The 18,685-nt window shown below is 63.7% G+C and carries 9 protein-coding genes; 6 read left to right on the plus strand and 3 right to left on the minus strand.

What is annotated here, in order from left to right:
* Nucleotides 1-20: 20 nt before the first annotated feature.
* Together NKK51_RS17295 and NKK51_RS17300 are read left to right on the plus strand one after the other, a co-directional pair.
* Nucleotides 21-1,811: a ShlB/FhaC/HecB family hemolysin secretion/activation protein gene (locus NKK51_RS17295; protein ID WP_352554052.1), complete on the plus strand. Its 1,791-nt coding sequence runs from the start codon at nucleotides 21-23 to the stop codon at nucleotides 1,809-1,811.
* A 10-nt stretch (nucleotides 1,812-1,821) separates the two neighbouring features.
* Nucleotides 1,822-8,505 (plus strand): MBG domain-containing protein, encoded by a 6,684-nt coding sequence (locus tag NKK51_RS17300; RefSeq protein ID WP_352554053.1) that lies wholly within the window; start codon nucleotides 1,822-1,824, stop codon nucleotides 8,503-8,505.
* A 291-nt stretch (nucleotides 8,506-8,796) separates the two neighbouring features.
* Here the strand turns inward: NKK51_RS17300 and NKK51_RS17305 are convergent, their stop codons facing one another.
* The 3 genes from NKK51_RS17305 to NKK51_RS17315 all read right to left on the minus strand — a co-directional run bounded on the left by NKK51_RS17305 (nucleotide 8,797) and on the right by NKK51_RS17315 (nucleotide 11,617).
* Nucleotides 8,797-9,132, minus strand: a complete 336-nt coding sequence (locus NKK51_RS17305) for a hypothetical protein (protein ID WP_023809964.1) — start codon at nucleotides 9,130-9,132, stop codon at nucleotides 8,797-8,799.
* Between the two features lie 62 nt (nucleotides 9,133-9,194).
* Complete coding sequence (locus NKK51_RS17310; protein WP_023809963.1) at nucleotides 9,195-10,043, minus strand: endonuclease/exonuclease/phosphatase family protein; 849 nt, start codon at nucleotides 10,041-10,043, stop codon at nucleotides 9,195-9,197.
* A 110-nt stretch (nucleotides 10,044-10,153) separates the two neighbouring features.
* Nucleotides 10,154-11,617: a phospholipase D-like domain-containing protein gene (locus tag NKK51_RS17315; RefSeq protein ID WP_352554067.1), complete on the minus strand. Its 1,464-nt coding sequence runs from the start codon at nucleotides 11,615-11,617 to the stop codon at nucleotides 10,154-10,156.
* Nucleotides 11,618-11,922: 305 nt separating this feature from the next.
* On the opposite strand from NKK51_RS17315, the gene NKK51_RS17320 reads away from it, so the two are divergent.
* The 4 genes from NKK51_RS17320 to NKK51_RS17335 all read left to right on the plus strand — a co-directional run bounded on the left by NKK51_RS17320 (nucleotide 11,923) and on the right by NKK51_RS17335 (nucleotide 18,682).
* Complete coding sequence (locus NKK51_RS17320) at nucleotides 11,923-12,126, plus strand: hypothetical protein (protein ID WP_164779989.1); 204 nt, start codon at nucleotides 11,923-11,925, stop codon at nucleotides 12,124-12,126.
* 437 nt (nucleotides 12,127-12,563) lie between these two features.
* Complete coding sequence (locus NKK51_RS17325) at nucleotides 12,564-13,052, plus strand: hypothetical protein (protein WP_352554054.1); 489 nt, start codon at nucleotides 12,564-12,566, stop codon at nucleotides 13,050-13,052.
* Between the two features lie 190 nt (nucleotides 13,053-13,242).
* Nucleotides 13,243-13,758 carry a helix-turn-helix transcriptional regulator gene (locus NKK51_RS17330; RefSeq protein ID WP_352554055.1) on the plus strand — a complete coding sequence of 172 codons (516 nt, stop codon included), beginning with the start codon at nucleotides 13,243-13,245 and terminating at the stop codon, nucleotides 13,756-13,758.
* A gap of 196 nt (nucleotides 13,759-13,954) precedes the next feature.
* Nucleotides 13,955-18,682 (plus strand): YadA-like family protein, encoded by a 4,728-nt coding sequence (locus tag NKK51_RS17335; protein ID WP_352554056.1) that lies wholly within the window; start codon nucleotides 13,955-13,957, stop codon nucleotides 18,680-18,682.
* The last annotated feature ends 3 nt before the right edge of the window (nucleotides 18,683-18,685 follow it).

Raw genomic sequence — 18,685 nt, forward strand, 5'->3', positions numbered from 1 at the left:
CTCGAAGGACGAGTGATTGAGTGAAGTATACAAGCAAGATCGCGGTTGGCAGGGATAACGACTGTCACCCAGTTTTCGGTGAGCTGGCAGCCCGTAAGGGATGGTTGATCCTGTTTGCCGTCTCGGCGTGCCTGTGGCTTCAAGCCGGCGCGTTTGCGCAGACAGCCAGCCAGATCACGCCGCCCAGCTTTCGGCCGCCGCCGGCAGCCAACACGGCAGGTGTTTCCATTCCCGAAGGTGAGGGCCTCGAGGCGCCGGCGGGCGCCGGGAAGCTCAGGGTCAAGCTCGGGGATGTCAGGGTCGAAGGCGGCTTGCCCGACATGGCTGACGCAACACGCAAGATCGTTGCCGGCCTTGCGCACCGCACGGTGACGGCGGCGGAAATCTTTGCCGCGGCGCGAAAACTCGAAACCGAATATGGACGGGCCGGCTATGCGCTGGCGCGGGTGGTGCTGCCGGCGCAGAAGCTCAACGACGGCGCAGGGCTCCGGCTGGTCGTCGTCGACGGCTTTCTCGAACGGATCGACACCAGCAATCTGCCCGAGCGCATACGCGGGCGGGTCGAGGCAACGCTGGCGCCGCTCGTTGGACAAAAGAGCATCAAGCTGTCGGCGATCGAACGCAAGCTGCTGCTGGCTGGCGATACGCCCGGGGCCCGGCTGCGCTCAACCTTGCAGGCCGGAACAGCCAAAGGCGCCAGCGTGCTGGTCATCGATGGCAAATATCGCCCGATCGGCGGCCAGGCGACCGGGGACAACTCGCTATCGCCGTCGTTGCAGCGCTGGTCTACGGGCGTCGGCGTCGATTTCAACTCATTGCTCGGCCTCGGCGAACTCGTCTATGTCAGGGCAGGCGGCTACCCCGATGGCGGCGAGAGTGGCCTGTTCACGGATGGCCCACGCAATCGCAACTATGCCGCGGGCATCGTCGTGCCGATCGGCTATGACGGGCTGACGCTCAACCTGGAAGCCAGCCGCACGCAGGCCAATCCGACAGCCGAGCCCGGCACGCTCGGCTTCGGCAGCGCCTTCGAGCGTTATTCGGCGCGGCTTCGATATCCCTGGATCCGCAGCCGTGCGCTTACGATCAGCACCGAACTGTCCTTCGACGTGCAGAACGACACGCTCGACGCGGTGACGCCGATTTCGCTGCCGATCGCCGAGGACCGGCTGCGCATTGCCCGGCTCGGTCTCGACGGCATCTGGTTCACACCGCTTGGCGGCGTCTTCATCGGCAACGTCGTTGCGTCCTTCGGTATCGATGGGCTCGGCGCGCGTTCAGCCGCCGATGCGACGCCGCTGCTGCCACTGTCGCGTCAAGGCGCCGACGCCGATTTCCAGAAGCTGGAGGTCTCGGCCAGCTACAGCCAGCCGCTGGCCACCCATCTCGGCCTCGATCTCTACGCCCGCGCGCAGACCTCGTTTGGCAAGCCGCTGCTGCAGTCCGAACAGATCGGGCTGGTCGGCGCGAACGGTCTGTCGAGCTTCGACGCGGGCGCGCTGCAGGGCGATGCCGGCTATGTGCTGCGCGGCGAGCTGTCCTCACCCTGGTACGTGCCGTTCACTGGCGGCATCGTTTTGTTGTCGCCCTACGTGTTCGGCGCTGTCGGCCAGGTCCATCTCGAAATGCCGACCGCGCTCGAGACGGCCAACATCGTCGGCGCGTCATACGGGCTTGGCCTGAAGGTCGGCACCGCGCTGGCGGGCGACGCGACCAACGCCAGCCTGACGCTGGAATGGGGCCGCCAGCATCGTGACAACCATCTGCCGACAAGCGATCGCTTTTCGCTCAGCGGCGCCGTCCAATTCTAGAGAGATGACCATGCAGCGCAAAGCCCACCTCCCACGGCGGCACCTGAACCGCACCGGCGCGCCGTTGATGGCGCTGCTTTTGACGTCGACGGCGCTTGTCGGCTTCACGTCGGCGCGGGCACAGGAACTGCCGACCGGCGGCAGCGTAGCATCCGGCGGCGTCACCATCGCCAACCCATCGTCGTCGCAACTGAACATCAGGCAGTCGACCAGTTCGGCGATCGTCAACTGGCAGAGTTTTTCGATCGGTGCCGGCGCGACAGTCACTATCGACCAGCCATCATCCTCGGCAACGATGCTGAACCGCGTCACCGGCGGTACCAAATCGACCATTGCAGGCCAGCTCAATGCCAATGGCCAGGTGTTCCTGGTCAACCCCAACGGCATTGCCATCTCCAAGACCGGCAAGGTTAGTGCCGCCGGCTTCGTCGCGTCCTCGCTGGGCATCAGCGACGAGGATTTTGAGGCCGGAAAGCTGGAGTTCGAAGGCAATGGAGCTTCCGCTGCCGTCTCCAACCAGGGTGCGATCAGCATCGGGCGTGGCGGCTATGCCGCATTGATCGGTGGCAGCGTCGACAATGCCGGCTCGATCACCGTGCCGCTTGGAAAGGTCGGGCTCGGATCGGGTGGGAAGGCGACGCTTGATTTGTCCGGCGACGGCTTCCTGCAGGTCTCCGTGCCGACCAAGGCTGACGGCAGCAATGCGCTGGTCAGCAATTCCGGACGTATCAGTGCCGATGGCGGGCTGGTCGAACTCAAGGCGGCTGCGGTGCGCGATGCCGCACGCCAAGCCGTCAACATGTCCGGTGTCATCGAGGCACGCACGGTGTCAGGTCAATCCGGCGCCATCGTACTCGGCGGCGATGAAGGCTCGGTCGAAATCACCGGCATGCTCGACGCTTCGGCCAAGGCCGGCGGCAAGGGCGGCAAGGTCACGGTCACCGGCCGCAAACTGAAGCTCAAAGCCGCCAAGGTCGATGCCTCGGGCAAGGATGGCGGCGGCAGCGTCAGGATCGGCGGTGACAAGCAGGGCAAGGGCACCTTGCAACGCGCGGTCACAACCGAGATCGATGCGAAGACGACAATCAGTGCCGATGCGACCGGCAACGGCACCGGCGGCACGGTCATCGTCTGGTCGGACGAGCAAACAAAGTTCGCCGGCAAGATTTCCGCACGCGGCGGTGATGACGGCGGCAATGGCGGCTTTGCGGAAGTGTCCGGCAAGCAGCGCCTCGACTTCACCGGTGAGGTCGATCTGCGCGCCCGCTTCGGCGACACCGGTGACCTTTTGCTCGATCCCTACAACGTCACTATATCGAACGCTGCCGGCAACACCGGCGGCAGCATGTCCGCCAACACCAATGACAGCGTCATCAACGTCACCACGCTGCAGAACCTTCTTGCAACGGCAAACGTCACCATCTCGACCGGCAGTGGCGGTTCGCAGGCTGGCGACATCACCATTGCAGCACCGATCGCCTGGAACACCAACACGCTGACGCTCAGCGCCTCTCATTCGATCGTCTTCAATGCGAACGCCACGATCGGCGGCGTCGGCGGACTGGCGCTCATCACCAACAATGGCGGCACCGGCGGCACGATCTCCTATGCCTTGGGCGCATCGGCGACCTTCACCGGCACGCCCGGTGCGCAGGCGCTGTCGGTCAACGGCCAGAGCTACACGCTGATCTATGATGTCAACGGCCTGCAGGCGATCAACAGCGGGCTCACCGGCAGCTACGCGCTGGCCAAGAATATCGATGCCAGCTCCACGTCCAGCTGGAATAGCGGTCTCGGCTTCATATCGCAGGGCACCGACGGCAACAGCAACATCCAGAACGGCGGCAACGGCTTCACCGGCTCGTTCGACGGGCTCGGCCACACCGTCGACAGCCTGTCGGTGACGCAGTCCGCTGCCCAGTATGTCGGCCTATTCGGCTATATCGGCGCGGGCGGCCTGGTCCAGAATGTCGGCGTCACCAATGTGACGGTCCGGGGGTTTAGGACCCTTGGCGGGATCGCCGGGTTCAATGCCGGCACGGTGGCCCAGAGTTATTCGACTGGTCAGCTGTTCACCACGCAATACGGGTCCACCTCAGGCGGTCTGATCGGCGAGAACGATGGCGCACTCTCCGACAGCTTCTCGACAGTGGTCATCAACGCACGCGACACAAATGCCGCGGGCGGCGCGGTGGGCTTCAACAATTTCGGCACCATCGATCGCGTCTATGCCATGGGCGCTGTCGATATCGGCAGCGGCGGCGCGGCCGTCGGCGGCCTCGTCGGATCGAATTATGGCTATTCGTTTGTCGGCGAGGGCGGCAGGATAACCGACAGCTATTCGACCGGCGCGGTCAGCGGCGGATGGAATGTCGGCGCGTTCATCGGCAACAACCTTTACGATGGCGTGATCACGGGCGCGTACGACACGTCGACATCCGGCCCCTACAACACCACATCCAGCGCCAAGCCTGCGATCGGCGGTGGCACCACCGGCCCCAATGTCAATGTCGTCGGCCTGTCGACCTCCAGCTTCCAGAATGGCGGCGCCAATGGACTGAGTGCCGCCTTTGGCGGCGGGACTGGCGGCCTCTATCCCTATCTGAAGAGCTTCTACCCCAATGGCGTTCAGGCGATCTCCGGAATTGCTTACAAGGATGCCGGCAACACGCCGCTGATTTCCGGTACCGGCCAACCCTATTACACAAAGAATCCCGGGCTGGTGTCCGTCGTCTCCGGCGGCGTGAACCTCGGCACAGTCTCGACCGGCGTCAACGGCTACTATTATCTCGCTCTGCCGGCCGGCGCGGTCTCGAACTCGGTGCTCGCTTACACCGTTGCCGAAGCGGACTCGGGCGCCAAGAATGGCGTGACCTTCCGGACCGGCCTGTCCGGCAGCAATGTCTCGAACCTCAACGTCTATGGCGACTGGCGGCTCGACGAGGCGGATGGCTCGATCGCCTCGCTGTCGGCGCTGAGCAGCGCCTATAGCGCGGCGATTGGGTCAGCCTCTGTCGGCAGCCTGTCCTTCGCCAATCGCCAGATTGAAACCGTAGCAGCCACCTTCGCCCTCAACCAGGCGCTGTCGGTCGGCACCGGCACGCTGGCGCTGTCGTCGAACGGCGTGGTGACGCAGACTAGTGGCCTGACGGCGGCGTCGCTGGTTCTCGGTGGCACGGGTAGCTTCACCCTGACCAACGCCGGCAACCAGGTCGGCAACGTCGCCGGCAGCGCCGGTTCCGTCGATCTGCGCGATGGTGCAAGCCTGACGATCGCCAGTGCTTCCAGCGCCCGTGGGGTTATGGCGACCGGGGTGAACACCACCGGTTCGGTGAAGCTTCAGACGACGGGCGATTTGACCATTGCGGCAAATGCGACAATCAGCGGAACGGATCCAGTGCTCTCGGCCGCTGGCCTGTTCGTCAACAACCGGGGCAGTGACGCCGTCGCCGCCACCAGCGGACGCTGGCTGATCTATGCGGCAAATCCCACCGGCAATACATTCGGCAATCTGGACAGTGGCAACACGGCCGTCTGGAACACGTCGGCGGGTGGTCCGGTGAGTGCGACAGGCAACCGCTATGTCTTTGCCTATCAGCCGACACTGACCTTCAAATCCAGCAATGCGACCAAAACCTATGGCGATACCGCCCTGCCGGCACTGACCTATTCAGTGGCGGGCTACCAGGCAGGCGTGATCGGCGCCTATCTCGGCGACACCGCCGCCACGACCTTCAGCGGCGGCCCAAGCGTTACGTCCGTCAATCCGCCGGGCAATACACAGGCCGGAGCAGGATCCTATGCAATCACCGTCGGCGCCGGCAATCTCGCGGCGTTGAGCGGCTATGGCTTCGCCTACAACAGCGCGGGCCTGCTTACCATCGGCAAGCGCGCGGTGACGGTGACGGTGACGCCGGGCCAGGGAAATATCTATGGAGACGCCAATCCATCATCCTATGCATACACCGTTTCGGATCTCGGCGCTGGCACGGCCTTGGTCGGTAGCCTTAGCCGCACGGCAGGGAACAGCGCCGGGACTTATGCCATCAACCAGGGCAGCATCACCAACACCAGCAATTCGAACTACGACATCACCTATGTCGGCGCCAATTTCACCATCGCCAAGCGCGCGATCACGGTAACGGCCGATGCCAAGAGCCGTACCTATGGCAACTCCAATCCGACGCTGACCTATCAACTCACAACAGGCAGCCTCGTCAGTGGCGACAGCTTGGGCGGTTCTCTGACGACATCGGCGACGACGGCATCCGGTGTCGGCAGCTACGGCATTGCGCAGGGCACACTCAACAACAACAACAACTATGCGATCAACTATGTCGCCGCCAATTTGTCGGTGACGCCGCGCGCCATCACGGTGACAGCCAACGCCAAGAGCCGCATCTATGGCGACAGCAATCCGGCTCTGACCTATCAGCTGACATCAGGCAATTTCGTCAATGGCGACAGCCTGAGCGGCGCACTGGCAACAACGGCGACGACGGCATCCGGTGTCGGCAGCTACGGCATCACGCAGGGCACACTCGCCAACGGCAACTATACGATCAGCTATGTCGGCGCCAATCTGTCGGTGGCGAAGCGCGCCATCACGGTGACAGCCGATGCCAAGAGCCGCATCTATGGCGATGCCATTCCAACGCTGACCTATCAGCTGACCACGGGCAATTTCGTCAATGGCGACAGCCTGAGCGGCGCGCTGGCGACGTCGGCCACGACAGCATCCGGTGTCGGCAGTTACGGCATCACGCAAGGCACACTCGCCAACAGCAACTATGCGATCAGCTATGCCGGCGCCAATCTGTCGGTGACGAAACGGGCGATCACGGTGACGGCCGATGCCAAGAGCCGCATCTATGGCGACGCCAATCCGGCGCTGACCTATCAGCTGACCTCGGGCAATTTCGTCAATGGCGACAGTCTCGCCGGTGCGCTCGCTACAACGGCCACGACAGCATCCGGTGTCGGCAGCTACGGCATCACGCAAGGCACACTCGCCAACAGCAATTATGCGATCAGCTATGTCGGCGGCAATCTCGCGTTGACCCCGCGCGCGATCACGGTGACGGCCGATGCCAAGAGCCGCATTTATGGCGATGCCAACCCGGCGCTGACCTATCAGCTGACATCAGGCAATTTCGTCAATGGCGACAGCCTGAACGGTGCGCTGGCGACTTCGGCAACGACAGCATCCGGTGTCGGCAGCTACGGCATCACGCAGGGCACACTCGCCAACAGCAACTACGCGATCAGCTATGTCGGCGGAAACCTGTCAGTGGCACAGCGCGCGATTACGGTGACGGCCGATGCCAAGAGCCGTGTCTATGGCGATGACAATCCAACGCTGACCTATCAGCTGACCTCGGGCGATTTCGCCAATGGCGACAGTCTGAGCGGTGCGCTGGCAACGACCGCCACGGCATCATCCGATGTCGGCGGCTACAGCATCACCCAAGGCACGCTTGCCAACGGCAATTACGCCATCAGCTATATCGGCGCTGACCTTTCGGTGACGCAGCGCGCGATCACGGTCACGGCCGATGCGGGCCAGAGCAAGATCTACGGGGACGGAGATACGCTGTCTTATGGCTACGGAGTATCCGATCTCGGCAGCGGCGCAGCGCTGGCCGGCACGCTTGATCGCGCCGAGGGCGAGAATGTCGGGACCTATGCCATTGGCCGCGGCAGCCTCAGCGATGCTGCCAACGGCAATTACGACATCACCTATGTCGGTGCCGGTTTCAGCATCGGCAAGCGATCCGTGACCGTCACTGCCAGCTCGGGTCAGGGCAAGACCTACGGCAATGCCGATCCGTCGTCCTATGGCTACACCTTCACCGATCTCGGCAATGGCGCGGCGCTGGTTGGCGCTCTCGACCGCACGACCGGCGAAGATGTCGGCGCCTATCAGATCGGGCAGGGCACACTCGCCAACGCGGCCAACTCGAACTACGACATCAGCTATGTCGGCGCCGATTTCAGCATTGGCAGGCGTGCCGTGACAGTCACGGCCAATTCGGGCCAGGGCAAGATTTACGGCGATGCCGACCCCTCCTCCTATGGCTACACCAGCACCGATCTCGGCAGTGGTGTGGCGTTGGTCGGCGCTCTCGATCGCGCCTTGGGAGAGAACGCCGGAGCCTACGCGATCGGCCAGGGCACGCTCACCGACAGCGCCAATTCGAACTACGAGATCAGCTATGCCGGTGCCGACTTCAGCATCGGCAAGCGGGCGATCACCATAGTGGCGGATGCGCAGAGCCGGCCGCAGGGCATGCCCAATCCACCACTCACCTATTCGATCGGCGGTCTGGGGTTGGTCAACGGGGATACATTCCTTGGCGCGCTCTCGACTGAGGCGACACCTGCTAGCCCTGCTGGCAACTATGCCATCGAACAGGGGAGCCTGACCCTCTCGGCCAACTATGAGCTGGCCTATGTCGGTGCCGATCTGGTGGTCTCGCCGCCCAACACCGTGCCGGCACCGGATGCGGCCAGCACGGTCGCGTACAACGCCGATGCCCATGCTGCTGGCGGGCCGGCTCGGGTTTTCTTCACCGGGCAGCCGGTGGATGGCGATGCGCAAACGCTGGTCGAAGACCCGCGCCTTGACGGTCCCGCCTTCTGCCAGGGCGTGGCGGACGCAGCTTCCGTCTGCAGCGTTGCCTCGGTCCGGTAGGAAATGGGGATGCGCTGGTTGGCGCCTTGACCGCGTTGCCGGCGAGACTGTCGGCAGCTATACCATCGCCCAGGGCGGCATCACCAACGCCGCCAATCCGAACGGCGATATCACCTATGACCTAATGCCATGGCCGCTTGGGACCCGGCCGTCCTTGCCGCGTTGCCACGGTCCGGTGAGCGTGCGGGCGACCACGATTTGACGCGGTCAATTATCACCTCTCACATCAGCGCTACTTCGTCAGCCGATCATGCAGGGCCGGCTTTCGCCGGCCGGTTGCTCCGATCGGGATCAGCCGCAGACGCGGACCTCTTCGATCACCCTGTGGTGGTGGCGCCAATGCTTGACCAGTTCGATATGGCAGCGATGATGCCGGTGATGGCGGCGATATTCGCCGTACCGGTATTCGCCATTGTCATATTGAACGTTCTGGTCGCCATCATACTGATTGTCATAATAGCGATCGCGGTGGTGGCGGCGAATAACGATCCCACTATCGGAATCGTCATCCGGCAAATATCGGTCGCCGTCGTCGGACTGGATGGTCACGCTTGCCGCTTGCGTCGGCGCAGTGATCCCCGCTGTCGCGGCCAATGCCAACAGGGAAGCCAGAATCAGCTTTTTCATCTCGTCCTCCTGCGTGTTCAAGACATGTTAACTCGCGGAAGAACCGGGCGTTCCGCTTAACTTTACACGCTTTGCGACGCGGAAGACATCAAGGCGTCATCGTCCACCCGTTCCAGGCGTACGAAGGCCGTCAGCGGCAGGTGGTCGGAGGCAACGCGCGAAAGCGGCGTGTCATGCGCGTTGATGGCGGCAATCATGCCGTGCCTGTTGGCCATGATCCGGTCGAGCGCCAGCAGCGGCAGGTTCGACGGGAAGGTGGGGACCGCCGGCGGCTGCGGGCCGAACGTCGCATGCAGCGTGTTGAGAGCGGAGCGGTTGCCGAGCCGCCATTCGTTGAGGTCGCCGAGCAGCAAGGTCGGTCTTTCGTCCGGGCTGTTCATCAGGTCGAGCACGACGCGCGCCTGCTGGGAGCGCGAGCGGCGCAGCAGGCCAAGATGGGCGGCGATGATGCGCAGCGTCCGGCTTCCATCGAGGTCGATCTCCGCCACCACCGCGCCGCGCGGCTCCAGTCCCGGAAGCTTGATCTGGTGCACGTCGCGAACGACGCCCTTCTTGAACAGCAGGACGTTGCCATGCCAGCCATGGCCCTTGCCGGTGGCCGAAATCGGCACCGGAATCAGGCCGGTTTCCCGCTCGAGCCGGGGCAGGTCGAGAAGCCCGACACGGTCGCCGAAGCGATTGTCGGCTTCCTGCAGCGCAATGACATCCGGATCGATTTCGCGGATGACGCGGATGATCCGCTCCGGGTCGAATTTCCTGTCGACGCCGATGCATTTGTGGACATTGTAGGAGGCAACCAGCGTGCCGGTGGTGGCTGTCGTCTTGAGTGCTGCGGCGTTAGCCTTCTGCATCCGGCGGTCACGAAGGGACAGAAGCATGCTTGCCGGGAGGCTGCGTCCAATTCTGTGCATCTCTGTGCTGCTCGTCCTCGCTGATTTCAATTCAGAAGCGGGATAAAGTGAAAATAGGCAATTTCGGCGTATGTTCCATGACAGACGAGTTCCTCAAGCACACCTCCGCCTTAGAGATAGGGTGAACCGAGCCATAATACCCGGTCGAACAGCCTGATAAGAAACGGCCGGGCTCGCAAGGCTTCCAGCGTCACCGGCACGGCGGAGGCAATCGCCGACCCGATCCGCGTCTCGATCTCGCTGGCAAAGCCGGCATCGAGCACCTCCAGGTCGATCTCGAAATTCAGCCGCAGCGATCGGGCATCAAGATTGGAAGATCCGACATAGGCCCACACGCCGTCGATCGAAAGCAGCTTCGAATGGTCGAACGGTCCCTCGGTTCGCCAGACACGGCAATAGTGTTTGAGCACCTGATCGAACTGCGCCATCATCGCGCGGTCGACGAGGAAAAGATTGTTCACCGCCGGCACCACGATGTCGATTTCGACCCCGCGCCTGCCGGCGGTGATCAGCGCGCTGATCAGTTCCCGATCCGGCAGGAAATAGGGCGACATCACGCGTATAGACTTGCGGGCGACCGAGAACGCACCGATCAGCAGCTTGTGGTTGGTCTCGTTGCTGGCATCCGGGCCGGACGCGACCGCCCGCACCATCATCGGTGCGCCTGGCGGTGGCGACAGCGGGGCGATGCGCCAGGCGTCGCCCTTCAGCGCCTCGTTGGTGGCGAAGCGCCAGTCCTCGGCGGCGACCGAAAAGAGGTCGGCGACGATCGGACCGGTCACCCGGAAATGTGTGTCCCTGGCGCTGTTGGAGCCGGCGAATTCGGCTGAGAAGCCTTTTCGGATGTTCATGCCCCCGGTGAAGGCGGCGATGCCGTCGACCACCAGGATCTTCCGGTGGGTCCTCAGATTGGCGTAGGGCAGGCGCAGGCCCATGACGATGTTGCCGTTGAAGACATCGGCGGGGATGTTGGCCTCGCGCAAATGCCCCAGGATGCTCGGCACCGAGTAGCGGGCGCCGACGGCATCGATCAGCACGCGGACGGTGACGCCGCGCCGGACGGCGCCGGCCAGCGCCTCGACGAAGAGCAGGCCGACGGCGTCATTGTCGAAAATATAGGTCTCGAGCAGGACGCTGCGCTCGGCGCCATCGATCGCCGCGCACACGGCGGCATAGGCCTCGTCGCCGGTCTCCAGCACATCGATTGCATTTCCAGGATTGAGCGTGCGCCGCGCCACCCTGTCGCCCAGTGTCCGCAAGCCCGTGAACCGTTGCCCGTAGCGCTCGACGATCAGGGCCTCTTCGACAGCGACGTTGCGCTCGTGCTTGGCGGACACCGCGCCGTCGGCAAACGGGCGCTGGGCGGTGATCGTGGCGCGGCGGATGCGGTTGATGCCGGCGATGGCATAGATCAGCACGCCAAGGATGGGGGACAGCACCATCACGCCGACCCAGCCGGTGGCGGCGCGGACATCTTCCTTGGTCATGACGGCATGGACGATGCCGACCGTCGCCATCACCACGGAGATGATCGCCAGAATTTGCGGCCAGTGAGTCGCCAGGGTCTCCAACATGCCGAGACTATCCAGCGAGCGGTTGTAGAAGGCAATGCAGCCGCTCGTGCCGCGCATTCGCCGGATGGTGGCATGCGGCCCTGGCTGAAGAGTTCGACCAGCCGCAGAGATCGATGGGTTGAAGCACCCCGATAGATCCTGTTCAGAAGGACAAACCTGACCCAAGGGAAGCATAGAGCCTGGCATCGTCCTGTTCTGCCCGGGCCCTCCGAAGCCTCTTATGCTTTGGTACCACCTCTATTGTATATCAGGAGGAATGATTTTAGTGATATAAACACTTTGATTGACGGCGAGGGGGGCGCCGAATGATGAAATTCAACTTCGATGGACCTCCTGGCGATGACGCAGCTGCCGACACGTCGGCAGAATGCCAACGCCAATTGCTGCCTCTCGTCCGTGAGATCGTTCAGGCAGCCGTCGCTGCCGGGTGGAGCGAGGAAGACGTTCTTCTGGGTTTTGTGGAACTTACATGGGATTTGTATGAGAATCGTCGCGACGATCTGCAATGACCGGCGGCAAATCCGGTAGCTCTACATTGTTGAATGGCCGCCGAAATGGCCAAACTGTCCCCTGAAGCAGGGCTCCGAATTCAGGTCAACCAGAGGCCTCGCGGCAGTTGGCAACTTTTGCGCACGCAGCTTTTCACGATAGGAATTTTTTCTTGACTCGGTGACCTCAGCTATAGTACATATTCGCCCATGGTGCTGATTTGCGCCAGTGACCCGCCGCGCAGGCGGGTTTTTCGTTGATGCTCCGTCAGCCAATGCGCCGGCGAAGGTGTCAAAAAATGTTCCAGTCCCTCACTTGTGACTGGTTCCTCTTATCCCGAACAAAATTTTTTCTTTGCGTACGGATGTTATTCACTATCCGCGGCATGTGCGTTACGCTGGGTCCGGGTCGGGCTAAGGGGGATTTCAGGCAGCGGACAAAGCGGCAGAGGCCAGGCATGAAAAATACGGACGATGCTCGGGACAGCGGCGATTCCCGGGGCGTCAATCGAGAACGGACAGCTCGATATGTCCTGGACATAATTCCTGAAAGCGCAGGTCCCAGGAGGGCCACCACGCGGAGGAGTATCATATACTCCGTCCGCGATCCCGTCCCGCAGAAATTCCTGGCCAAGAAGCATTCCACCGGAATTGTGCTGAGGCCCGCACGCGGAATGAGAGCCTCGCCCGGCAGCGACAAGATCACGGAATACGTGGCGCGGCGCGTGCGGGAATATCTCGACGAAAACGTCGTGCGAAAAGTCATCGCCGAATTGGCATCCTTCGCAGGGGTTTCATCCTACCATATCATAGCAACGTTCGGCGTGCCGCCGCATTGCGGTGAGTTGCCGATTGCCGAAGTCGCCTGTCTCGCCGGTTCTTCGGATCGGAGCCATCTGCCTGTGAGAACGCCGACCGGGGCCGGGCATGCTTCCCTCAAGAACTGAGGGCCCGGCCATGGCAAAATGGCAACGCCTGCTCACCCGCGACGCAAGACCGGAATTTTCTACAAGGCTTGCTGAGTTTTTCAAAATACGTCCCGCTGCAAATCTGCCCCAAGCTCCGCAGGAGTCCTCTGGAATGTCATGCAGTCCGCGCATTGTTCGCCGTCCGGCCGGAACGATCCGATGAGTGGCGATGCCGGTCAGCTTCGATCAATCACGAATTGTTTTTCAGGGGAACATGGAAGGAAGCCTTGGGTTGAACCTCATCTGGGACGTATCGGGAGGCCGAAAAATGCCGGGCGATGATGGTTTCCCCGGACCGGTTTCCGGAACCAACTCGCGACAGCCGACGCTCAACGCGAAAGGCGGGCTTTCCGTCCGCGCCGCGCGCCGCGTGCGGCAATTCCTGGACGAGAACTTTACGCGCAAGCTGGCGCTGGCTGATATGGCCGCGGTTTGCGGGCTTTCCCCCTATCATTTTGTGCGGGCTTTCTCGAGGACGTTCGGAATGCCGCCGCACCAGTACGTCCTCGACCTGCGGCTGGATTTCGCTGAAAGACTGCTTGCAGACAGCCGCATGACGATCGCCGACATCGCCCACTCCAGCGGATTTTCAAGTCAGAGCCATTTTACCACCGTGATGAAGAAATACCGGCAGAGGACGCCGTTGCAGGCACGGGTGGGAAAGCTTAACGCCAAGGTTAGGTGAGGCGACGCTTATTTCATTGCTTTGTTTCTTGGTTTTAAAGCATTGGCTAAGGTAACAAGCCGTTAACCTCTGTAGCTTTGCTGCGCTCTTTTCTCACAAGGCAGCAATTTCGTGAAATACCGTAGGCAGGAATCATGTCTTCCTGCGGTGGAGCGGAATTGTCAGACATTTCGTGCCGGCCAGCGGAGAGGGAACCATGACCGACAACCAGTTTTCGAACGGCTCGCTTCTTGTTCAGCGTCGCGCGGCGCATTTCGCCGGGCACTGGATCGCGGGGGCCGATCATGGCTCACGCTCGACGCGCCGCCGCCTAATGGCGGTGCTGCGCATGGCGCACCGTGTGCTCGGCCTCGGCCGCAAGAATATGGGTTTGGGAACATTGGGCGCTGGTGGCAGTGTAGGTTCGGCGCTGGCGTCATCCGTCAGCCCGGCCAGCATCATCGGCGGCCTGGCGGTGCTCGTCGCGCTCGGCCTCGCCACGCCGGCCCAGGCACAGTATCAGGCGGGCGGCGGGTCAGCAACCGCCGGCGAGGCCGTGGCGATCGGAAATGGCTCTACCGCCAGCAACGCCTGGGCCATAGCGCTCGGCTTCCAGGCCAATTCGTCGGCGCAATACGGGATCGCTATCGGTCGCACAGCATCGGCTACGGGTACCGGCGGCGCGATAGCATTGGGCTCCGCCACGGTCTCGAACAACATCAATACGGTAGCGATCGGCGTCAACGCCAATGCCACCGGTGCCGGTGCCAGCGCGCTCGGCACCTTCTCCGTTGCTTCGGGTGGCAACTCCACCGCAGTCGGCGTCAGCTCCCTGGCCAGCGGCAACATATCGTTCGCGGGAGGCTGGGGGTCCCAGGCCACCGGGACGCGCGCCATTGCGATCGGGAGCCAGGCGGTCTCGTCGGGACTGGACACCGTTGCCCAAGGCACCAACACCATTGCAAACAGCCAGAATGCCATCGCTGTCGGCTTCCAGTCGACCGCAACCGCGATAAACGCCGTCTATCTCGGTTCGCGTACTGGCGCCGGAACCGGAGCGCTGGCCCAGAGTGCCATCGCCATTGGTACGGATGTGACGGCGTCCCAGGTTGACTCCACCGCGATCGGGCGCGCGAGCAAGGCAACGGGAACGTCCGCCATAGCGATGGGCGCGACCTCGATTGCGAGCGGCTCTGCCAGCACCGCGGTCGGCAACGCGTCCGCTGCCAGCGGCATAAACGCCTCCTCATTCGGGTCTGGAGCGAATGCGGCAGGAAATAATTCTCTCGCAGCCGGCGTCAGCGCCAACGCCGGCGGAGTCGGCAGCACCGCGCTCGGCATCGGTACGTCGGCCGGCGGCGCCAGTTCGGCAGCCGTGGGCTTCCAAGCCCAAGCCGCCGGCACCAATGCCGCAGCCGTTGGTCCTCAGGCAAATGCATCGGCGATAAACTCGGCAGCGTTCGGCAACGTCGCCACGGCTTCGGGCCAATTCGCGCTGGCCCTGGGCAATTCGGCCGTATCGAGCGGAGTAGGCTCGGTCGCGGCGGGCTCTGGAGCCCAGGCCACGGACGTCTCCACCACGGCTGTGGGTAACAACGCCGCGGCGACCGCCGCAAATGCCAGTGCGCTGGGATTGGGCGCCACGGCCAGCGGAGCGTACGCCACTTCGCTCGGTTCCACATCCAAGGCCACCGGTGCCCGTGCGTTCGCCGGTGGCCGTTCGTCCACTGCGGGAGGCGACGACTCCATTGCCATAGGCACGACATCCATCGCGACAGCGGCGAGCTCGACAGCAGTTGGAGCGGGCGCTGTGGCACAAGACGTCAATGCGATTGCCATCGGTACCGCCGCCGGCGCTATCTCCGCCGACTCCGTCGCCATCGGCACGGGCGCGACCGCCGATGGCGGCAAGGCGGTCGCGATCGGCTACGGCAACGTTGCCTATGGCGACGGCGCGGTCGCCATAGGCGATCCGAGCTATGCCAGCGGCACCGGCGCCTTCACCGGTGGCGCCAACAACATCGCCAACAGTGACGGCACGGCGAGCGCCACCGCGGCCAATACGGCCAACGGCGCCGTCGCCATCGGCAACAACAACAAGGCCATCGGGCAGGGCTCGGTGGCGCTGGGCAACGGCTCGACCGCGGGTGCGGCCGGCCTCGCCGGCAATGTCGCGCTGGGTAATGGCGCGACAGCGGCGGCGAGCTCCGGCGACGTGGCGCTCGGCTCCGGCTCGGTGACCACCACGGCCGTCGGCACGGCGAGCGGCGTGGTCAACGGCACGACCTACGCCTTCCAGGGCACCAACCCGCTCTCGACCGTCAGCATCGGCGCGGTCGGTGCGGAACGCACGCTCACCAACCTGGCGGCGGGGCGCGTCAGCGCGCTCTCGACCGATGCGATCAACGGCTCTCAGCTCTTCGCCACCAACCAGGCCGTTGACGCCATTGGCGTCACGCTCAGCAACATCAATGTCGGCGGCGGCATCAAGTATTTCCATGCCAACTCGACCCTGGCGGATTCGCAGGCTCTTGGAGCGGATTCCGTGGCGGTCGGGCCCAATGCGGTGGCAAACAATGCCGGCGACGTGGCGATCGGCCTGAATTCGGCGTCGGGCGCAACGACCGCCGTGGGTGGCACAACGATCGGCGGCGTCAACTATACCTTCGCCGGCGCTACCCCGGCCGGTGCCTTCTCGGTCGGCTCGGCGGGCGCCGAACGCCAGATCCAGAATGTCGCGGCCGGGCAGTTGAACGGCGGTTCGACCGATGCGGTCAACGGTTCGCAGCTCTTCGCCACCAACCAGCAGGTCACGCAGAATACGACCGATATCGCCAATATCGGCAGTGGCGTGACCGATCTCGGCAACACGATCAACAACATCGCCGGCGACACGTCGACCGCCTATACCGACGCCAACGGTGTGGGCATCCGCTACGCCCGCACCAACGAGGCAGGCTTGGCGCAAACCGATTCCTTCGCACAAGGCGTCGGCTCCACCGCCGTCGGCTACCAGGCGACCGCCACCGGCGTCAGCGCACTGGCGCTCGGCCGCGACAGCAATGTCAGCATCGACGGCGGCGTGGCGCTTGGCTCGGGTTCGGTCTCCGATCGCGCGATCGCTCCGCTTACCGGGCAACTGCCCGCCGGCCCAGCCAACTTCATCCAGTACAACACGACCGACAAGACGCTGCTCGGCGCCGTTTCGGTCGGCGACGCTACCTCGTATCGGCAGATCACCAATGTGGCCGACGGCACGCAATCTCAGGATGCGGTAACGCTTCGGCAGCTGCAGGGCGCCATCGCCTCCGTCTCGGTGACGTCGACGAAATACTTCCATGCCAATTCGGCGGCGGGCGACTCGCTGGCGGTCGGCGCGGAATCGGTCGCGGTCGGCCCGACGACGGTCGTCAACGGCGACAACGGCATCGGCATCGGCAATGGCGCCACTGTCGAGCAGGATGCACCCGGCGGCACGGCGATCGGCCAAGGCGCCCATGTGATGCTGGCCGACGGGCTGGCGCTCGGCACCAATTCATTGGCGTCCGGCATCCAGTCGGTGGCGCTCGGCGCCGGCGCCCAGAGCACCTTCATCAACAGCGTTGCGCTCGGCGCGCAGTCCATCACCAGCGTCGGCGCGCAGGCGGGCTACACGGCCTTTGCGCTCGCCGGTCCGCAGACCTCGGTCGGCGAGGTGTCGATCGGCGCCGCCGGGGCCGAACGCAAGCTCACCAACGTCGCGGCGGGCTCGGCCGATACCGACGGCGTCAACGTCTCGCAATTGCGCGGCGTGACGCAAAACGTCAGCAACCTGTTCGGCGGCGGCACGACCGTCAATCCCGACGGCTCCATCACCGGCCCGACCTACACCATCCAGGGCAACAATTATTCCACCGTCTATGACGGCTTCACGGCCGTCGACAATGCGCTGACCAGCATCAGCAATGGCGGCGGCATCAAATATTTCCACGCCAACTCGACGCTGGCCGACAGCATCGCCGGCGGCACCAACGCCGTGGCGATAGGGCCGGAGAGTGTGGCGAGCGGCACCGACAGCCTGGCTGCGGGACATGGCTCGACTGCCACCGGGCAGGGCGCCGTCGCGCTCGGCCAAGGCGCCAAGGCCAACAACGCCAACGATGTGGCGCTCGGTTCCGGTTCGGTGACACAGACCGCCGTCGGGACCTCCAGCACCGTCATCAACGGCAAGACCTACACTTATGCCGGGACGACGCCGACCGGAACCGTCAGCGTCGGCGACGCCGGCGCCGAGCGGACGATCACCAATGTCGCCGCCGGCCGCGTCGATGCCGGCAGCACCGATGCGATCAACGGCTCGCAGCTCTACGCCACCAACACGGCGATCGAGGATCTGAAAGCCGGCGTCGGAAACCTTACCCAGAACGCGGTGACCTATGACACCCAGGGCGGCAACAAGACGAACACCATCACGCTGCAAGGTGGCGACGTCAACGCGCCGGTCGTCATCTCCAATGTCGGCCCCGGCGTCAAAGGGACCGATGCGGTCAACGTCGACCAGATGAACCAGGGCCTGACCGCGGGCAAGAGCTATACGGACAACCGCGTGGCCTACGCTATCGATACGTCCAACGACTACACCGACAAGGTGGCGGTCACGACCTTGCAGCAGGCCAACGACTATACCGACCAGAAGCTCAGCCAGCTCAATTCGGACATCAGCGGCATCCGCGACGAGGCGCGGCAGGCGGCCGCGATAGGCCTTGCGGCCGCCTCGCTGCGCTATGACGACCGGCCCGGAAAGCTGAGCGTCGCGGCGGGTGGCGGCTTGTGGCGGGACGCAGGCGCGTTCGCCTTCGGCGCTGGCTACACCAGTGAAGACGGCCGCATCCGGGGCAATCTGTCGGGCACGGCGGCGGGTGGGCATGTCGGTGTCGGCGCCGGCATCAGCTTCACCTTGAACTGAGGC

The sequence above is a fragment of the Mesorhizobium sp. M0011 genome (assembly GCF_040324155.1).
Lineage (GTDB): Bacteria > Pseudomonadota > Alphaproteobacteria > Rhizobiales > Rhizobiaceae > Mesorhizobium.

What these genes read in the sequence shown, in the direction of transcription:
- NKK51_RS17300 (WP_352554053.1), top strand. Translation starts at nt 1,822, where the DNA reads ATGCAGCGCAAAGCCCACCTCCCACGGCGGCACCTGAACCGCACCGGC.
- NKK51_RS17305 (WP_023809964.1), bottom strand. Translation starts at nt 9,132, where the DNA reads ATGAAAAAGCTGATTCTGGCTTCCCTGTTGGCATTGGCCGCGACAGCG.
- NKK51_RS17310 (WP_023809963.1), bottom strand. Translation starts at nt 10,043, where the DNA reads ATGCACAGAATTGGACGCAGCCTCCCGGCAAGCATGCTTCTGTCCCTT.
- NKK51_RS17315 (WP_352554067.1), bottom strand. Translation starts at nt 11,617, where the DNA reads ATGTTGGAGACCCTGGCGACTCACTGGCCGCAAATTCTGGCGATCATC.
- NKK51_RS17320 (WP_164779989.1), top strand. Translation starts at nt 11,923, where the DNA reads ATGATGAAATTCAACTTCGATGGACCTCCTGGCGATGACGCAGCTGCC.
- NKK51_RS17325 (WP_352554054.1), top strand. Translation starts at nt 12,564, where the DNA reads ATGAAAAATACGGACGATGCTCGGGACAGCGGCGATTCCCGGGGCGTC.
- NKK51_RS17330 (WP_352554055.1), top strand. Translation starts at nt 13,243, where the DNA reads ATGCCGGTCAGCTTCGATCAATCACGAATTGTTTTTCAGGGGAACATG.
- NKK51_RS17335 (WP_352554056.1), top strand. Translation starts at nt 13,955, where the DNA reads ATGACCGACAACCAGTTTTCGAACGGCTCGCTTCTTGTTCAGCGTCGC.